Origin of the sequence: Corallococcus sp. AB049A, from assembly GCF_003668885.1 — a bacterium.
Lineage (GTDB): Bacteria > Myxococcota > Myxococcia > Myxococcales > Myxococcaceae > Corallococcus > Corallococcus interemptor.
In genome coordinates, this window is record NZ_RAWL01000155.1 from 1 (window position 1) to 18,330 (window position 18,330).

The following is an 18,330-nucleotide window of genomic DNA, read 5'->3' on the forward strand; positions in this document are numbered from 1 at the left end:
TCTCGTTCCACTCGACGAGAAGCCTCTGCCGCTCCTCGGCCGTCATCACCTCCAGCATGGAGACACGCGCGTCGGGCTGGGCGGCAAGAGAGGAGAGAAGGACGCCGAAGTGGCCCATGAGGCGCTGGACGGTGGAGGCGTCGAAGAGGTCGGTGCTGTACTCGAGGAAGCCGGTGAGGCCCTGAGGCACCTCGAAGAGGGTGAGGGCCAAATCGAAGCGGGAGGAGTTGCCCTCCAGGGGGATGGGCTGGAAGGCCATGCCCGGCACTCGCAGCGCCTCGGCGGGGGCGTTCTGCAGGACGAGCATCACCTGGAAGAGAGGGCTGCGGCTCAGGTCGCGCGAGGGCTGGAGGACCTCCACCAGCTTCTCGAACGGGACGTGCTGGTGCTCATAGGCCGCGAGGGTGGTGGCCTTCACCTGGGAGAGCAGCTGGCGGAACGTCGAGCGCGAATCCACCTGGGCACGCAGGACGAGCGTGTTGACGAAGAAGCCGATGAGGCCTTCGGCTTCCGCATGGGTGCGGCCGGCAATTGGCGAACCCACGCTGATGTCGTCCTGGCCGGAGTAGCGCGACAGCAGCAGCTGCCAGGCCGCGAGCAGGAGCATGAAGGGTGTGGCGCCCTCCCGCTGCGCGAGGCCGCGCAGCGAGTCCATCAGCTCCACGGGGATGCTGACAGGCACGGTGGCACCGCGCCGGGACTGCACGGCTGGGCGCGGGCGGTCCGTGGGCAGCTCCAGTGCCGCGGGGGCTCCGGCCAGCTGCCGCTTCCAGTAGCCGAGCTGCGCCTCCAGCATTTCGCCCTGCAGCCACTGGCGCTGCCAGAGCGCGAAGTCCGCGTATCGCACCGGCAGCGGCGCGAGCGATGGCGCCTGTCCCGCACTGAAGGACGCGTAGAGGCTCGCCAACTCGCGGATGAGGACGCCCATGGACCAGCCGTCGGAGACGATGTGGTGCATCGTCGCGAGCAGGACGTGGGACTCCCCCGAAAGCTTGAGGAGGGCGGTGCGCAGCAGCGGCCCATGCACCAGATGGAAGGGCTGCCGGGCCTCCCGAGTGGCACGCCGCAGCGTCTCCGCCTCGCGCGCGGACTCCTCCAGACCGGACAGGTCCTCCACGGGGAGCGCCCATTCAGCGGGCGCATGAATGCGCTGGAAGGGCTGACCCTCTTCTTCGAAGAAGGTGGTGCGCAGGGCTTCATGCCGCGCCACCAGCGCCTCGAAGGCACGACGCAAGGCTTCCACGTCCAGGCGTCCGATGAGTCTCAGCGCGACGGGGAGGTTGTACGACGCGTCGTCCGGGGTCAGCTGATCGAGGAACCAGAGGCGCTGCTGCGCGAAGGAGAGCGGCAGGTGTCCTTCGGTGCGGGTCCGCGTCAGCGAGGGCAGACGCGTGCCGGTCGCGGCGCGCTGCAGGCGCTCAGCCAGGGTGGCGATGGTCGGCGCCTCGAAGAGGGCGCGAAGCGGCAGCTCTATGTCGAGCGCGGCGCGCACTCGGGCCACCAATTGAGTCGCGAGCAGCGAGTGTCCGCCCAGTTCGAAGAAGTTGTCCGTGCGACCCACGGTGGGGACGCGCAGCACCTCGCTCCAGAGGGCCGCGAGCTTTTCCTCCAACGGAGAGGCGGGTGCTTCGTAGGCGTGCGAGGCCCGGAGCACACCCGCGTCCGGAGCGGGGAGGGCCTTGCGGTCCACCTTGCCGTTGGACGTCAGCGGCAGCGCCTCCAGGGGGACGAAGGCGGCGGGCACCATGTACTCAGGCAGGTGCTGCTTGAGGTGGGCACGCAGGGCCGTCACATCGAGGGCTTCACCCACGACGTAGGCCACCAACCGCTTGTCACCCGGCGAATCCTCGCGGGCGAGCACGACGGCGTCCTTCACGGCGGGGGCAGCCCGCAGGGCGTTCTCGACTTCACCCAGCTCGATGCGGAAGCCGCGCACCTTCACCTGGGCATCGATGCGGCCGACGAAGTCCAGTTGGCCATCCGCGCGCCAGCGCACCACGTCGCCCGTGCGGTAGAGGCGAGCCCCTTCTTCTCCGGAGAAGGCATCTGGCACGAAGCGCTCGGCGGTGAGGCCTGGCCGCCCCGCGTATCCACGCGCGACGCCCACGCCACCAATGTGTAACTCACCACGCACGCCCACGGGCACTGGATGCCCATGCGGGTCCAACACGTAGACGCGCACGTTCGCCAGCGGCTTGCCGATGGAGGGCACGTTCCCATCCGCCACCACCTCACCGAACGTGGCGATGACGGTGGCTTCGGTGGGACCGTAGGTGTTGAGCAGGCGCCGCCCCGGCGCCCAACGCGCGACAACATCCGCGGGCAGGGCTTCACCGCCGGAGATGACGGTGCGCACCTTGGGCAGCCCTTCAGAGGACGTGGCCGCCAGAGCTGCGGGAGTAAGGCTGACGACGCTCAACTCCTGCTCACGCAGCAGCACGGGCAGCGGCGCGCCCGGCATCAACTTCTCCAGCGGCGCGAGCACCAGCGTGGCGCCGTTGCAGAGCGTGGTGAAAATCTCCTCCACCGACAGGTCGAAGCTGAGGCTGGCGAACTGCAACACACGGCTGCCAGGGCCAATGCCGTATGCCACCGCTTCGTGGGTGACGAGGTTGGCGACGCTGCGGTGTTCCACCGCCGTGCCCTTGGGCGTGCCCGTGCTGCCCGACGTGTACAGCAGGTACGCCATGTTCGCGGGCGTCACGCCCGTTACCGGCGCATCCGTCGGCTCCATGGCGAGCGCAGCGCGCTCCGTATCCAGGCAGAGCGCGCGTGCATGCAGTGCTTCCGGGAAGCGGTCCACCAGCGGCTGCTGGGTGACGAGCACCTGCGCGGCGCTGTCCTCCAGCATGAAGGCTAGGCGCTCGCGGGGCAGCAGCGGATCCACCGGCACCCAGGCGCCACCGGCCTTCAGGATGCCAAGCAGGCCGATGACGATATCCAGGGAGCGCTCGACGCTGAGGGCGACTCGGACCTCCGGGCCCACGCCACGACGGCGCAGGGCATGGGCGAGCTGATTGGCCCGGGCGTCCAACTGCGCATACGTCAGCTGCGTCCCTTCGAAGACCGCGGCAACGGTCTCCGGAGCGCGTCGCACCTGCGCCTCGAAGAGCGAATGCATGCAGGCTTCGGGGAAGGGCGCGCGCGTGGCGTTCCAGTCCACCAGCATTTCTTGCCGCTCGCGGGTGGTCAGCAGCGGCAACCGAGCGACAGCCTCATTCGGCTGCGCGACGACCTGCTGCAGGAGCACGCTCAAGTGCTCGGCCATGCGCGCGGCGGTGGAAGCGGTGAAGATATCGGTCGTGTACTCGAGGTAGCCCTTGAGGCCCGCGTCCGTCTCCAGCACCTGGAGGGTGAGGTCGAACTTGGCGGAGAAGGTGTCGAGTTCCAGGGCCTCCAGCTTGACGCCCTCCACCATGGCGGCGCCGCGGAAGGAGGCCTGGTAGGTGAGCATCACCTGGAAGAAGGGAGTGCGGCCTGGAATGCGCTCGGGCTTCAACTCCTCCACGAGCCTCTCAATGGGAAGCTCCTGGTGCTCCTGGGCTCCCAGCACCGTCTCTCGCACCTGACGCAGCAACGTGCGGAAGGAGGTAGTGCCTGAGACACGCGTGCGAAGCACCTGCGCATTGACGAAGAGTCCGATGAGGCCTTCCACCTCTCCGCGCGTGCGGCCCGCCATGGGAGAGCCGACGGTGACGTCTTCCTGGCCCGAGTAGCGAGCCATGAGCATCTGCCAGCCCGTCAGCAAGGCCATGTAGAGGGAGGCACCCTCCTGCTGCGCCAGGGCCTTGAGCGCGTCCGTCAACTCGCGGGGCAGCAGCACGTCATGCCGGGCACCCCGGCCGTCGCGCGTGGCGGGACGCGGGAAATCGGTGGGCAACTCCAGCGCGGAAGGCACGCCCTCCAACTGCCGCTTCCAGTAATCGAGCTGCTTCTCCAGCCGGGGACCCTGCATCCACTCGCGCTGCCAGACGCCGAAGTCCGCGTACTGCACGCCCAGCGGGGGCAGGGGCGCCGCCTGGCCTCTCGCGAGCGCTCCGTAGAGCAGCGCTACCTCGCGCACCAGCAGCGTCATGGACCAGCCGTCCGAGACGATGTGGTGCACCACCACGACGAGCAGGTGCTCCGCCGGCGCGGACGTCAGCAGCAGTGCTCGCAGCAGCGGGCCCGTGGAGAGGTCGAAGGGCTGCGCCGCGGCTTCGCGCGCCAGGCGCCACGCTTCCTCCGGCGGCGAGCCCGTGAGGTCCTTGCGCTCCAGCGTGAGCATCGGCTCGGGAGACACCACCTGCACGGGCCCGGAGGCATCCTCGCGGAACGTGGTGCGCAGCACTTCATGACGGCGCACCACTTCGCGCAGCGCGCGCTCCAGCACGGCCACGTCGAGCGCACCCTCAAGACGCACCGCCATGGGCACGTTGAAGAGGGAGGTCCCAGGCTGCAGCTGATCAATGAACCAGAGGCGCTGCTGGGCGAAGGAGAGGGGCAGGGGCCGGGAGCGGTCCTGCACCGGGATGAGCCCTTGAACGGAGTTGCCGGCGACGGCCTTCTGCGCGGCCATCTTCTTGAGCAATTCGGCGCGCTTCTCCGGTGACAGGTTGGCGATCCGCTTCGACAGCTCGTGGCTCATCTCATGTACTCCGCGCTCGGGGACGCCACTGCGCACGAGCACCACCCGGGGCGGTGATCCTCGTGAGCACTTCGACTGCTGCTGATGCTGGGTTGCCGTTCTGCGCCGATCTCCCGGGAGAAGCGCGGCGGTGGGCAAACTCGCGGTGGTTACATTATTCCGTATCGACGTGACGTGTCATGAGGGCGCCTCGGCGCTCCTGGGACGCAACCCGGGGATGAATGAATCCTTGTGTTTACAGACCCCACCCTAGGCGGTGGCTCTGACGTCGATGCGTCCCCTGATTCAAATGCCGGATCTCAGGTCCGGAGGCCCCTGGGAACTGGAGCCTCCAAGAAACCGAGAAGTTGATCCGGACAGCGTCTGAATGCTCAGGCGCGGGACTCAGCTGCCCGTGGGGGCTCGAGGCTCGCTGTCCGACGCGAGGCCGAGGATCGCACGCAGCCGCTCCACGACGGCCCCGAGGTGCGGGTCCTGTAGCAGCTCATGGTGGCTGCCGGGGACGTCGTGCACCTCCAGGCCGCCTCGGACCAGGGGCTCCCAGCCTCGGTGGCGGGGGAGCCCGGTCGCGGGCTCGCTGGCGCTCAGCAGCAGGGCGGTGCCGTCGTACGGCGGGGGCACGTACTTCTCCTGTGCGAAGAGGTTGGCCTGGAAGACCCGGAAGAGGGCCCGCAGCTGCGTGGCCCCGGAGTGCGCGTCGAGGATGCGCGCTCGGAGCCCTTCCTGGAGCAGGTGGTCCAGCATCGCTTCGTCATCCCCGTCTGCCAGGGCTTCGGCCGTGACGGAGAGCTCCTGGCCGAAGGCGGTGGCCGTCGTCTGGGCGAAGGCGATCCGGATCCGGGCTTCGGAAGAGAAGCGAGGAGCCTGTTCGGAAGGTGGAGTGAGGCCCGGCACGTGGGCGTCGATGAGCGCGAGCAGGTCCACGGCTTCGCCGGCCTCGCGCAGGCGGCGGGCCATCTCGTAGGCGATGACGCCTCCGAGCGACCAGCCTCCCAACTGATAGGGGCCGTGCGGCTGCACCGTGCGGAGGGCTTCGATGTAGAGGCTCGCCATCTCCTCGATGGACTCGGCGACAGGGCGCCCGTCGAGGCCGCGGGACTGGAGTCCGTAGACGGGCAGTGACGGCCCCAGCCTGCGCGCCAGCTCCGAGTAGGCGAGGACGTTGCCGCCGCCCGGGTGGACGAGGAAGAGAGGCCGGTGCCCTGGCTCTCCTCGCTCCAGGGGAACGAGGGGCGTCCACGCCTGTGAGTCGTCGCGGAGGACCTGGGCGAGTTGTTCGACGGTGGGCTGCTGGAAGAGGACGGAGAGCGGGAGGCTGAGACCGAGACGCTCGCGGATGGACGCGAGCATGCGCACGGCGAGCAGGGAGTGTCCGCCCAACTCGAAGAAGCTGGAGCGGATGCCGACGGAGCGCACGCCGAGGACATCTTCCCAGATCCGCGCGAGCTGCATTTCAAGTGCATCGCGTGGCGCGACGAAGTCCCGGGCCTCGATGGCGTGGGTGTCGGGTTCGGGGAGGGCCTTGCGGTCCACCTTTCCGTTGGAGTTGAGGGGCAGAGCGTCCAGCACCACGAAGGCGGTGGGCACCATGTACTCGGGAAGGCCCTGGCGCAGATGGGCCTTGAGGGCTTCCACCTCCAGCGAGGCTTCGGCCTTGGGCGTGACGTAGGCGACGAGGCGCTTGTCGGCGGCTTCTCCCTTCGCGACGACAACGACGTCCTTGAGGCCCGGTGCGCGGCGGAGCGCGGCTTCGATTTCACCCAGTTCGATGCGGAAGCCACGCACCTTCACCTGGAAGTCGATGCGGCCCAGGTACTCCAGCCGCCCGTCCGTGCGGTAACGGACGCGGTCACCCGTGCGGTACATGCGGCCACCCGGAGGACCGAAGGGCTCCGGTACGAAGCGCTCCGCCGTGAGTTCCGGGCGAAGCAGGTAGCCGCGTGCCTGGCCTTCACCCGCGAGGTACAGCTCACCGGCCACACCGACGGGCACGGGCTGGAGTGAGGCATCCAGCACGTACGCGCGCGTGGCGGGCAGCGGCCTGCCGATGAGGGGCATCTCATCGCGGCCAACGAGAGAAGCGGTGGAGTAGGTCGTGTCTTCGGACGGGCCGTAGAGGTTGAAGAGCTTCTGCACCGAGGGGACGGCGTAGACCTGCCTGGCCAACGTCTCCGGCAGGGCTTCACCCGCGAGGTTGATGACACGCACGGAAGGCGGCACCGCGTTCAGGCGCAGCAACTGCGCCATGGCGGAGGGCACCGTGTTGACGAGGGTGACGTGGGAGGCGGTGGACAGCTCCGCCAGGTGCAGGGCGTTCTTCGCCACGACCACCGCGCCACCGCTGCTCAACGGAGCGAAGAGCTCGAAGACGGAGAGGTCGAAGTTGAGGCTCGTCGCCGCGAGCGTGCCCTTCAACTCCTCGGCGGTGAACGTCTCCAGTGCCCAGTGGAGGAAGGAGACAGCATTGCCGTGGGAGATGGCCACGCCCTTGGGACGGCCCGTGCTGCCCGAGGTGTAGATGAGGTAGGCGAGATGGCCCGGGTGGATGGCCACTGCGGGCGCCGTCACCGGCTGCTTCGCCAATTCCACATCGGAGTCCAGGCACACCGGCGTGGCACTGGTCTCCGGCAGCGCGGAGAGCAGATGCGTATGGGCGACGAGGGCAGGGCCCTGGGCGTCCTCCAGCAGCCACCCCAGACGCTCACGCGGATAGCTGGGGTCCAGCGGCACATAGGCACCACCGGCCTTGAGGATGCCGAGGGCTCCGATGACAAGGTCCTCGGTGCGCTCGACGCACAGGCCGACGCGGACCTCGGGCCCGACACCCAATCCACGCAGACGGTGCGCGAGCTGGTTCGCCTTCGCATCCAGCTCCCGGTACGTCAGCTGCTTCTCCGGCGTGATGACGGCCAGCGCATCCGGCGTGCGGCGCACCTGGGCCTCCACCATCGCGGGGATGCTGGGCTCACGAATCGCCTGTGCCACTTCCGGATTCCATTCGACGAGAAGTTGCTGACGCTCGGCGGCGGTGAGCAGGGGCAGGTCGTCCAGTCTTGTATCCGGCTTCTTCGCGATGGCCTCCACCAACACGCTGAAGTGCCCGGCCATGCGCTGGATGGTCTTCGCGTCGAACAGGTCCGTCGCGTACTCCAGCGTGCCGACGAAGCCATCCTTGCCTTCACGCAAACCCAGCGAGAGGTCGAACTTGGCGAAGTGGGTCTCCAGCGGCAGGGACTGGAAGGACAGGCCGGGCAGACGCAGCGCCTCGTTGGGCGTGTTCTGCAGGACGAACATCGCCTGGAACAGAGGGCTGCGGCTCAGGTCTCGCGTGGGCTGCACTGCTTCGACGAGCTTTTCGAAGGGCAGGTGCTGGTGCTCGAAAGCCGCGAAAGTCGTGCCTCGCACCTGGGCCAGCAGCTCCCGGAACGTCGCGCGCGGATCCACCCTGGCGCGCAGCACCAGGGTGTTGACGAAGAAGCCAATGAGGCCTTCGGTCTCCGCCTGGGTGCGTCCCGCGATGGGCGTGCCCACGCTGACGTCGTCCTGCGCGGAGTAGCGCGACAGCAGCACCTGGAACGCCGCGAGCAACACCATGAAGGGCGTGGCGCCTTCGCGTCCCGCCAGCGCCTTGAGTGCATGAGCGACATCCGCGGGGATGCGCACCTGCACCGTCGCGCCCCGGTGCGATTGCACGGGCGGCCGAGGCCGGTCCGTAGGCAGCTCCAGCGCGGCGGGGGCGCCGGACAGCTGCTGCTTCCAGTAGCCCAGCTGCGCCTCCAGGACCTCTCCCTGGAGCCAGTTCCGCTGCCACGTCGCGAAGTCCGCGTACTGCACCGGCAGCGGCGTGAGGCCGGGTTCCCTGCCGTCATGGAGTGCGGCGTACAGCGAGATGAGCTCGCGGACGAGCACGCCCATGGACCAGCCGTCGGAGACGATGTGATGCATCGTCACCAGCAACAGGTGCGAATCCTCACGCAGCCGAACCAGTGCACTGCGCAGCAGGGGACCCGTGGCCAGGTGGAAGGGACGCCGGGCTTCCGCGTTGGCCAGCTTCCGGGCCTCTTCCTCCCGCAGTGACTCGGGGAGGGAGCTGAGGTCGGTGATCGGCAGCGCCCATCCCGCTGGAGCGTGGATGCGCTGCGTGGGCTGGCCCTGGTGCTCGTGGAAGGTGGTGCGCAGCGACTCGTGACGGGCGACGAGTGCTTCAAAGGCGTGGCGCAGGGCCTCCGCGTCCACCTGCCCCGACAGCTGGAGCGCGGCCGGAAGGTTGTAGGACGCATCCTCCGGCTGGAGCTGATCCAGCAGCCACAGCCGCTGCTGAGCGAAGGACAGCGGCAGCGGTCCCTCGTGCGTGGTGCGAGTGAGCTTCGGCGCATGGGGGCCCGTGCTGCCGTGAAGCCGCGCGGCCAGCGCTTCCACCGTGGAGGATTCAAAGAGCGCCCGGAGGGGCAGCTCCACTCCCAGCTCCGCGCGCACGCGAGAGACCACCTGCGTGGCCAGCAGCGAGTGTCCACCCAGCTCGAAGAAGGAGTCCTTCACGCCCACCTGGGGGAGGCGAAGGACTTCGGCCCAGATGGAGGCCAGCTTTGCTTCGGTCTCCGTGCGAGGGGCTTCGTAGCTGGTGCCCGACTGCTGCGCCTCCGGCTCGGGCAGGGCCTTGCGGTCCACCTTGCCGTTGGAGTTGAGGGGCAGGGCCTCCAGCACCACGAAGGCGCTGGGCACCATGTACTCGGGAAGGCCCTGGCGCAGATGGGCCTTGAGGGCTTCCACCTCCAGCGAGGCTTCGGCCTTGGGCGTGACGTAGGCGACGAGGCGCTTGTCGGCGGCTTCTCCCTTCGCGACGACAACGACGTCCTTGAGGCCCGGTGCGCGGCGGAGCGCGGCTTCGATTTCACCCAGTTCGATGCGGAAGCCACGCACCTTCACCTGGAAGTCGATGCGGCCCAGGTACTCCAGGCGGCCATCCGTGCGGTAACGGACGCGGTCACCCGTGCGGTACATGCGGCCACCTGGAGGACCGAAGGGCTCCGGTACGAAGCGCTCCGCCGTGAGTTCCGGGCGAAGCAGGTAGCCGCGAGCCTGGCCTTCACCCGCGAGGTACAGCTCGCCGGCCACGCCGACAGGCACGGGCTGGAGTGAGGCATCCAGTACGTACGCGCGCGTGGCGGGCAGCGGACGGCCGATGAGAGGCACCTCGTCCCGGCCAACCAGAGACGCCGTGGAGTAGGTGGTGTCCTCGGACGGGCCGTAGAGGTTGAAGAGCTTCTGCACCGTGGGGACGGCGTAGACCTGCCTGGCCAGCGTCTCCGGCAGAGCCTCACCGGCAAGGTTGATGACACGCACGGAGGGCGGCACCGCGTTCAGGCGCAGCAACTGCGCCATGGCGGAAGGCACCGTATTGACGAGGGTGACGTGAGAAGCCGTCGGCAACTCCGCCAGGTGCAGGGCGTTGCGAGCCACGACCACCGCGCCACCGCTGCTCAACGGGGCGAAGAGCTCGAAGACGGAGAGGTCGAAGTTGAGGCTCGTCGCGGCGAGCGTGCCCTTCAGCTCCTCGGCGGTGAACGTCTCCAGTGCCCAGTGGAGGAAGGAGACGGCGTTGCCGTGGGAGATGGCGACACCCTTGGGGCGGCCCGTGCTGCCCGAGGTGTAGATGAGGTAGGCGAGGTGGCCCGGGTGGATGTCCACCGCGGGCGCCGTCACCGGCTGCTTCGCCAGCTCCTCGTCCGAGTCCAGGCACACGGGCGTCGCAGACGTTTCGGGCAGCGCTGAGAGCAGATGCGAATGGGCGACGAGGGCAGGGCCCTGTGCGTCCTCCAGCAGCCACCCCAGACGCTCACGCGGATAGCTGGGGTCCAGCGGCACATAGGCACCACCGGCCTTGAGGATGCCGAGGGCTCCGATGACAAGGTCCTCGGTGCGCTCGACGCACAGGCCCACGCGGACTTCGGGCCCGACGCCCAGTCCACGCAGACGGTGGGCAAGCTGGTTCGCCTTCGCATCCAGCTCCCGGTACGTCAGCTGCCTCTCCGGCGTGATGACGGCCAGTGCATCCGGCGTGCGGCGCACCTGGGCCTCCACCATCGCGGGGATGCTGGGCTCACGAAGCGCCTGTGCCACTTCCGGATTCCACTCGACGAGGAGTTGCTGCCGCTCGGCGGCGGTGAGCAGGGGCAGGTCACCCAGCCTCGTGTCCGGCTTCTTCGCGATGGCCTCCAGCAGCACTCCGAAGTGCCCGGCCATGCGCTGGATGGTCTCCGCGTCGAACAGGTCCGTCGCGTACTCCAGCGTGCCAGTGATGCCCGTGGGCGCTTCTCGCAGGCCCAGGGAGAGATCGAACTTCGCGAAGCGCGTCTCCAGCGGCAGCGTCCTCATGGACAGCCCCGGCAGCCGCAGTTCCTCACCCGGCATGTTCTGCAGGACGAACATGGCCTGGAACAACGGATTGCGGCTCAGGTCGCGCGTGGGCTGCACGGCTTCGACGAGCTTCTCGAACGGCAGGTGCTGATGCTCATAGGCCGCGAGCGTCGTGCCTCGCACCTGGGCCAGCAGCTCCCGGAACGTCGCGCGCGGCTCCACCCGGGCGCGCAGCACCAGGGTGTTGACGAAGAAGCCGATGAGGCCTTCGGTCTCCGCCTGCGTACGGCCCGCGATGGGCGAACCCACGCTGACGTCATCCTGCGCGGAGTAGCGCGACAGCAGCACCTGGAACGCCGCGAGCAACACCATGAAGGGCGTGGCGCCTTCACGCTGGGCCAGGCCCTTGAGCGCTTCCACGAGGTGCGCGGGGATCCGCACGCCCACCGTCGCGCCCCGGTGCGACTGCACGGGCGGACGCGGCCGGTCCGTGGGCAGCTCCAGCGCCGCCGGCGCACCGGCCAACCGCTGCTTCCAGTAATCCAGCTGCGCCTCCAGGACCTCTCCCTGGAGCCAGTTCCGCTGCCACGTCGCGAAGTCCGCGTACTGCACCGGCAGCGGCGCGAGAGCCGGCGTGCCGCCCGTGCTCAAGGCTTCGTAGAAGGCCGCCATCTCGCGGACGAGGACGCCCATGGACCAGCCGTCGGAGACGACGTGGTGCATGGTCACCAGCAGCACGTGCTCCTCCGCCTCCAGGCGCACCAGCAGCCCGCGCAGCAGCGGCCCCGTGGCCAGCTGGAACGGACGGCGGGCCTCCTGGGCCACGATGCGCCAGGCCTCCTCCTCGCGCTGCTCCTGGGGCAGCGCGCTCAGGTCCACCACGGGCAGTTCCCACGCCGCGGAGGCGTGGACGTGCTGCGATGGGGCCTGGTCAGAGGCGGCGAGCGTGGTGCGCAGGGACTCGTGGCGGGCGATCAACGCCTCGAAGGCGCCGCGCAGCGCCTCTGTATCCACCCGGCCCGTCAGCCGCAGGGCGGTGGGGATGTTGTACGACGCATCTCCGGGCTGGAGCTGATCCAACAGCCACAGCCGCTGCTGAGCGAAGGAGAGCGGCAGTGCGCCCTCCCGCGCGACCGGCCGCAGCGGCGGAGCACGCAGCGCGGAGGCCGGGGTCTCCTCCAGCTTCGGCGCGAGCGCTTCGACGGTGGGCGCTCCGAACAGGGCCCGCAGCGGCAGCTCGACACCGAACGCGGCGCGCACGCGCGAGACGAGCTGCGTGGCCAGCAGGGAGTGGCCTCCCAACGCGAAGAAGTCGTCCTGGATGCCGACCCGCTCCACGCGGAGGACTTCGGCGAAGAGGGCCGCGAGCTTTTCCTCCGTGCCGGTGCGCGGCGCGACGAAGGTGGCCGCGCGCGGTGCGTCCCCTGGTTCAGGCAGGGCCTTGCGGTCCACCTTGCCATTGGCGTTGAGCGGCAGCGCCTCCATCACCATGAGCGAGGCGGGCACCATGTACTCCGGCAGCCGCTGCCTCAGGTGGACCCGCAGCGCCTCCACGTCCAGGGCGTGGCCTTCGTGCGCGGTGAGGTAGCCGATGAGGCGCTTGTCCGCGTCCATGCCCCGGGCCACGACGACGGCCTCGTTGACGCCCGGGAAGGCGCGCAGGGCGGATTCGATCTCCCCCAGCTCGATGCGGAAGCCGCGCACCTTCACCTGGAAGTCGACGCGGCCCAGGAAGTCGAGCGTCCCGTCCTCCAGCCAGCGCGCCTTGTCTCCGGTGCGGTAGAGCCGTTCGCCCGGGGTGGAGGCGAAGGGGTGCGGGACGAAGCGCTCCGCGGTCAGCTCGGGACGGTGGAGGTAGCCCCACGCGAGGCCGGGGCCTCCGACGTACACCTCGCCCGCGACGCCCACGGGCACCGGGTGCAGGTTCGCATCGAACACATAGGCCGTGGCGTTCGGGATGGGCCGGCCGATGGGGACCGGGCCGTCCACGTGCGCGCCCCGATGCAAGGGCAGCGTGGTGGAGAAGGTCGTGTTCTCCGTCGGGCCGTAGGCATGGAACAGCGTCGCGCCGTCGGGGAGCCGCGCCAGATGGTCGCGCAGGCGCGCCCAGGGCATCACGTCTCCGCCCGTGAGGACCTGGCTTACGCCCGCGAGCGCATCGCCCTGGTGCAGGACCATCTGCTCGAAGAGCGCGGTCGTGAGGAACAGCGCCGTGACGCGGTGGCGGCGCATCTGGTCGGCCATCTCCTCCAACGACAGGGCGTGGGGCGGCGCGAGGACGAGCTTCGCGCCGTGCAACAGCGCGCCCCAGAGCTCCAGGGTGGACGCATCGAAGGCGATGGGCGCGATCTGCAGCCACACCTCGTCAGGCCCGAAGCGCATGAAGTCGCTGCCCAGCACCAGGCGCGTGATGCCCCGGTGGGGCACGCTGACGCCCTTGGGCCTGCCGGTGGAGCCCGAGGTGAACATGACGTAGGCCAGGGACTCGCCGTCCATGGAGACATCAGGCGCGTGCGTGGGCAACGCGGACAGGACGTCCTGCTGCGAGTCCAGCCAGACGCGGGTGCCGGAGGCAGGCAACCGGGACGCGAAGGGCTGGTGCGTCACCACCACGTCCACGTCCGCGTCCTCCAGCAGCATCGCGATGCGCTCCACGGGCGCGTTGCGGTCCACGGGGACGAAGGCCGCGCCCGTCTTGAGGATGGCGATGAGAGCCGTCACCATCTCGAACGAGCGCTCGATGGCGAGGCCCACCCGCGCGCCGGGGACGATGCCCAGGGCGCGCAGGTGATGGGCCAGCTGGTTCGCGCGGGCTTCGAGCCGCGCGTACGTCAGCGTCGCCTCCCCCTGCACCAGGGCCACCGCGTCGGGCGTGCGGCGGGCCTGCTGGGAGAAGTGGACGTGCACGGGGACGTCCATGGGGCTGGGGACGGTGGTGTCGTTCCAGTCCACGAGGATGCGCTGGCGCTCCTCACGGGTGAGCAGCGGCAGCTCGGACAGGGCCTGGTCGGGCTTCGCGGCCACGGCCTCCAGCAGCGTGCGCAGGTGGTGGGACAGCCGCTCCGCGGTGCTCCGCTCGAAGAGCGCGGTGCTGTACTCCAGCCAGCCCACGAAGCCCTGCGCCGAGTCCTGCAACGTGAGGGTGAGGTCGAACTTGGCGGAGCGGGCGTCGGAGGCCACCTGCTGGAAGGTGAGTCCCGGGACCCGCAGCTCCTCCGTGGGCGCGTTCTGCAGGGCGAACATCACCTGGAACAGCGGGCTGCGGCTCGCGTCCCGCACGGGCTGGAGGACCTCCACCAGCTTCTCGAAGGGCAGGTGCTGGTGCTCGTAGGCGGCGAGCGTGGTGCCTCGCACCTGCGCGAGCAGTTCGCGGAAGGTCGTCTTCGGTTCGACGCGGGCGCGCAGGACGAGCGTGTTGACGAAGAAGCCGATGAGACCTTCGGTCTCCGCCTGCGTGCGTCCCGCGATGGGGGTACCCACGCTGACGTCGTCCTGGCCGGCGTAGCGTGACAGCAGGAGCTGGAAGCCCGCGAGCAGCACCATGAAGGGCGTGGCGCCCTCGCGATGGGCCAGCGCCTTGAGCGCCTGGGAGGTTTCGGGCGGGAGCTGGACGGAGAGGGCCGCGCCCGCGTGGGACTGCACGGATGGGCGGGGATGATCCGTCAGCAGCTCCAGCGCCGCGGGAGCCCCGGACAGCTGCTGCTTCCAATAGCCCAGCTGCGCGTCGAGCGTTTCGCCCTGGAGCCAGTGGCGCTGCCACGCCGCGAAGTCCGCGTACTGCAACGGCAGGGGGCTGAGGGCCGGCACGACGCCCTGGGCGAAGCCTGCGTAGAGGGCCACCAGTTCCCGGACGAGGACGCCCATGGACCAGCCGTCGGAGACGATGTGGTGCATCGTCACGAGCAGCAGGTGTTCCTCCTCCGCCAGCCGCACGAGGGCCGTGCGCAGGAGCGGCCCGCGCTCCAGGTTGAACGGCTGCCGTGCATCCTCCGCGACGTGGCGTCGGGCCTCGGACTCGCGCTGGGCTTCCGGCAGGCCGGAGATGTCGATGAGCGGCAGGGTCCATGCACCGGATGCGTGGATCCGCTGGGTGGCCTGGCCCTGATGTTCCTGGAAGGTGGTGCGCAGGGATTCGTGGCGGGTGACCAGTGCTTCGAAGGCACGGCGCAGGGACTCCACGTCCACGCGGCCCTTCAGGCGCAGCGCCGTGGGGATGTTGTACGACGCATCCCCCGGCGTGAGCTGATCCAGGAACCAGAGCCGCTGCTGCGCGAAGGACAGTGGCGCGGTGGTGGCGCGCATCCGCGAGATGCTTGGGGGCGGCTGCACCGAGGACGTCTGGGCTTCGTCGATGCGCCGGGCAAGGCCGGTTACGGTGGGCGCTTCGAACAGCGCTCGGACGGGCAGCTCGCGCCGGAAGGTGGAGCGAACGCGGGCCATGAGCTGGGTGGCCAGCAGGGAGTGGCCACCCAGGGAGAAGAAGTCGTCGTGGATGCCCACGCGCTCGGCGCGCAGCACCTGCGTGAAGAGGGCCGCGAGCTGTTCTTCGGTCGGCGTGCTCGGCGCGACGTAGCTGGAGGTGAGCGTGGTGCCTTGCGGCGCGGGCAGGGCCTTGCGGTCCACCTTGCCGTTGGACGTCAGTGGCAGCGCGTCCAGTGAGACGAAGGCGGCGGGCACCATGTACTCGGGAAGCCGCTCCTTGAGGAAGGCGCGCACGGCGGTGGTGTCCAGCTCCTGGCCCTGAGTGGGCACGAGGTACGCGACGAGCCGCTTGTCGCCGGGGACATCCTCACGGGCGAGGACGACGGCCTCATGCACGGAGGCATGCGCGAGGAGCGAGGCTTCGATTTCGCCCAGTTCGATGCGGAAGCCGCGCACCTTCACCTGGAAGTCGAGCCGCTGGAGGTAGTCCAGCTGGCCGTCGGCGCGCCAGCGCACGGCGTCACCGGTGCGGTAGAGGCGGGCACCTGGGGCGGAGGAGAAGGGACTCGGGATGAAGCGCTCGGCCGTCAGGGCAGGCTGGCCAAGGTAGCCCCAGGCGAGGCCTTCGCTGGCGAGGAAGAGCTCACCCGGGACACCCACGGGCACCGGCTGCAAGTGGGCGTCGAGGACGTACGTACGGGTGTTGTCGATGGGACGGCCGATGGGAGGCCGCGTGCTGTCGTCGCGCAGGACGGGGGTGAAGGTGGCAACGACGGTGCTCTCGGTGGGCCCGTAGTGGTTGAAGAGGGCCGCGGGTACCGAAGGAGGCGGGCCGTGGTGGAGGGCGTCGCCACCCGTCAGCAAGGCGCGCAGTGCGATGGGACGAGGCCACTCCTCACGCAGCACGGCCTCGGCGAGGGGCGTCGGCATGAAGCAGGTGGTGATGGCTTCGCGGGCCAGCCATTGAATCAGCTGGGCGGGCTCGGCACGCACGGTGTCGGGCGGGACGACGAGGTTGGCGCCGGAGGCCAGCGAGGGCCACACCTCCCAGGTGGAAGCGTCGAAGGCGACGCCGGCGGTGAGGGCGGTGGAGTCCTGGGACGTCAGCGAGTAGGTGCGCTGGTGCCAGGAGACGAGGTTCATCAACGCGCGGTGGTGGACGGCGACGCCCTTGGGACGGCCGGTGCTACCGGACGTGTAGATGACGTAGGCCAAATCCTCTGGCCCCACGGACGCCACCGGCAGTGGCTGCATGTGGGCCGCGGACTCCACCTCCAGCGGGAGGACTCGCGCGGAGAGAGAAGGCAGCGAAGCGCGCAGGTGCTGCTGGGTGAGGAGGACGGACGCGCCGGAGTCCTCCAGCATGAAGGCCAGACGCTCCGGCGGGACACCGGGCGCGATGGGGACGTAGGCCGCACCCACCTTGAGGACGGCCAGCAGGCCCGCCACCAACTCCGGGGAGCGCTCCGCAAGGACGGCGACGCGGTCGCCACGGGAGACGTGCAACTGGACGGCAAGCCCGTGCGCCCAGGCGTCAAGGTCAGCGTAGGTGACGCTTCGCTCGCCCATGCGCACGGCGACAGCGTTGGGCGTGCGGCGGGCGTGGTCGGCGACGACGTGGTGGATGCAGGTGTCGCGCGGGAAGGCGGTATCCGTCTCATTCCACTCGACGAGAAGCCTCTGCCGCTCCTCGGCCGTCATCACCTCCAGCGTGGAGACACGCGCGTCGGGCTGGGCGGCGAGGGAGGAGAGAAGGACGCCGAAGTGGCCCATGAGGCGCTGGACGGTGGAGGCGTCGAAGAGGTCGGTGCTGTACTCGAGGAAGCCGGTGAGGCCCTGGGGAACTTCAAAGAGGGTGAGGGCCAAATCGAAGCGGGAGGAGTTGCCCTCCAGGGGAATGGGCTGGAAGGCCATGCCCGGTACGCGCAGCGCCTCGGCGGGGGCGTTCTGCAGGACGAGCATCACCTGGAAGAGGGGGCTGCGGCTCAAGTCGCGCGAGGGCTGGAGGACCTCCACCAGCTTCTCGAAGGGCACGTGCTGGTGCTCATAGGCGGCGAGCGTGGTGGCCTTCACCTGGGAGAGCAGCTGGCGGAAGGACTCCTCCGGGCGCACGTGGGCGCGCAGGACGAGCGTGTTGACGAAGAAGCCGATGAGACCTTCGGCTTCCGCATGGGTGCGGCCGGCAATCGGTGAACCCACGCTGATGTCGTCCTGGCCGGAGTAGCGCGACAGCAGCAGCTGCCAGGCCGCGAGCAGGAGCATGAAGGGCGTGGCGCCCTCGCGCTGGGCGAGGCTGCGCAGTGAGTCCATCAGCTCCACGGGGATGTTGACAGGCACGGTAGCCCCGCGCCGGGACTGCACGGCCGGACGTGGACGGTCCGTGGGCAGCTCCAGTGCCGCGGGGGCTCCGGCCAACTGCCGCTTCCAGTAGCCGAGCTGCGCCTCCAGCGTTTCGCCCTGCAACCACTGGCGCTGCCAGAGCGCGAAGTCCGCGTACTGCACCGGCAGCGGCGGCAGAGCGGGAGCCCGGCCCCCACTGAAGGACTCGTAGAGATTCGCCAGTTCGCGGATGAGGACGCCCATGGACCAGCCGTCGGAGACGATGTGGTGCATCGTCACGAGGAGGACGTGAGAGTCGGCGGAGAGCTTGAGGAGGGCGGTGCGCAGCAGTGGCCCATGGCCGAGATGGAAGGGCTGCCGGGCCTCCCGTGTGGCAAGCCGCAGCGTCTCCTCTTCACGAGCCGCCTCCGCGAGGGAAGACAGGTCCTCCACGGGAAGCGCCCAGGAGGCAGGGGCGTGGATGCGCTGGAAGGGCTGGCCCCCCTCTTCGAAGAAGGTGGTGCGCAGCGCTTCGTGCCGCACGACCAAGGCTTCGAAGGCACGACGCAAGGACTCCACGTCCAGCCGCCCCAGGAGGCGCAGCG

The 18,330-nt window shown here is 69.5% G+C and carries 2 protein-coding genes; both read right to left on the reverse strand.

Annotated features, from left to right (window positions below; genetic code table 11):
- A partial coding sequence (locus tag D7X55_RS18125; protein ID WP_121723734.1) for a non-ribosomal peptide synthetase occupies window positions 1-4,627 on the reverse strand: 4,627 nt, incomplete at its 3' end.
- 384 nt (window positions 4,628-5,011) lie between these two features.
- Window positions 5,012-18,330 (reverse strand): non-ribosomal peptide synthetase (locus D7X55_RS18130; protein WP_147470139.1); only part of this gene is annotated, 13,319 nt, incomplete at its 5' end.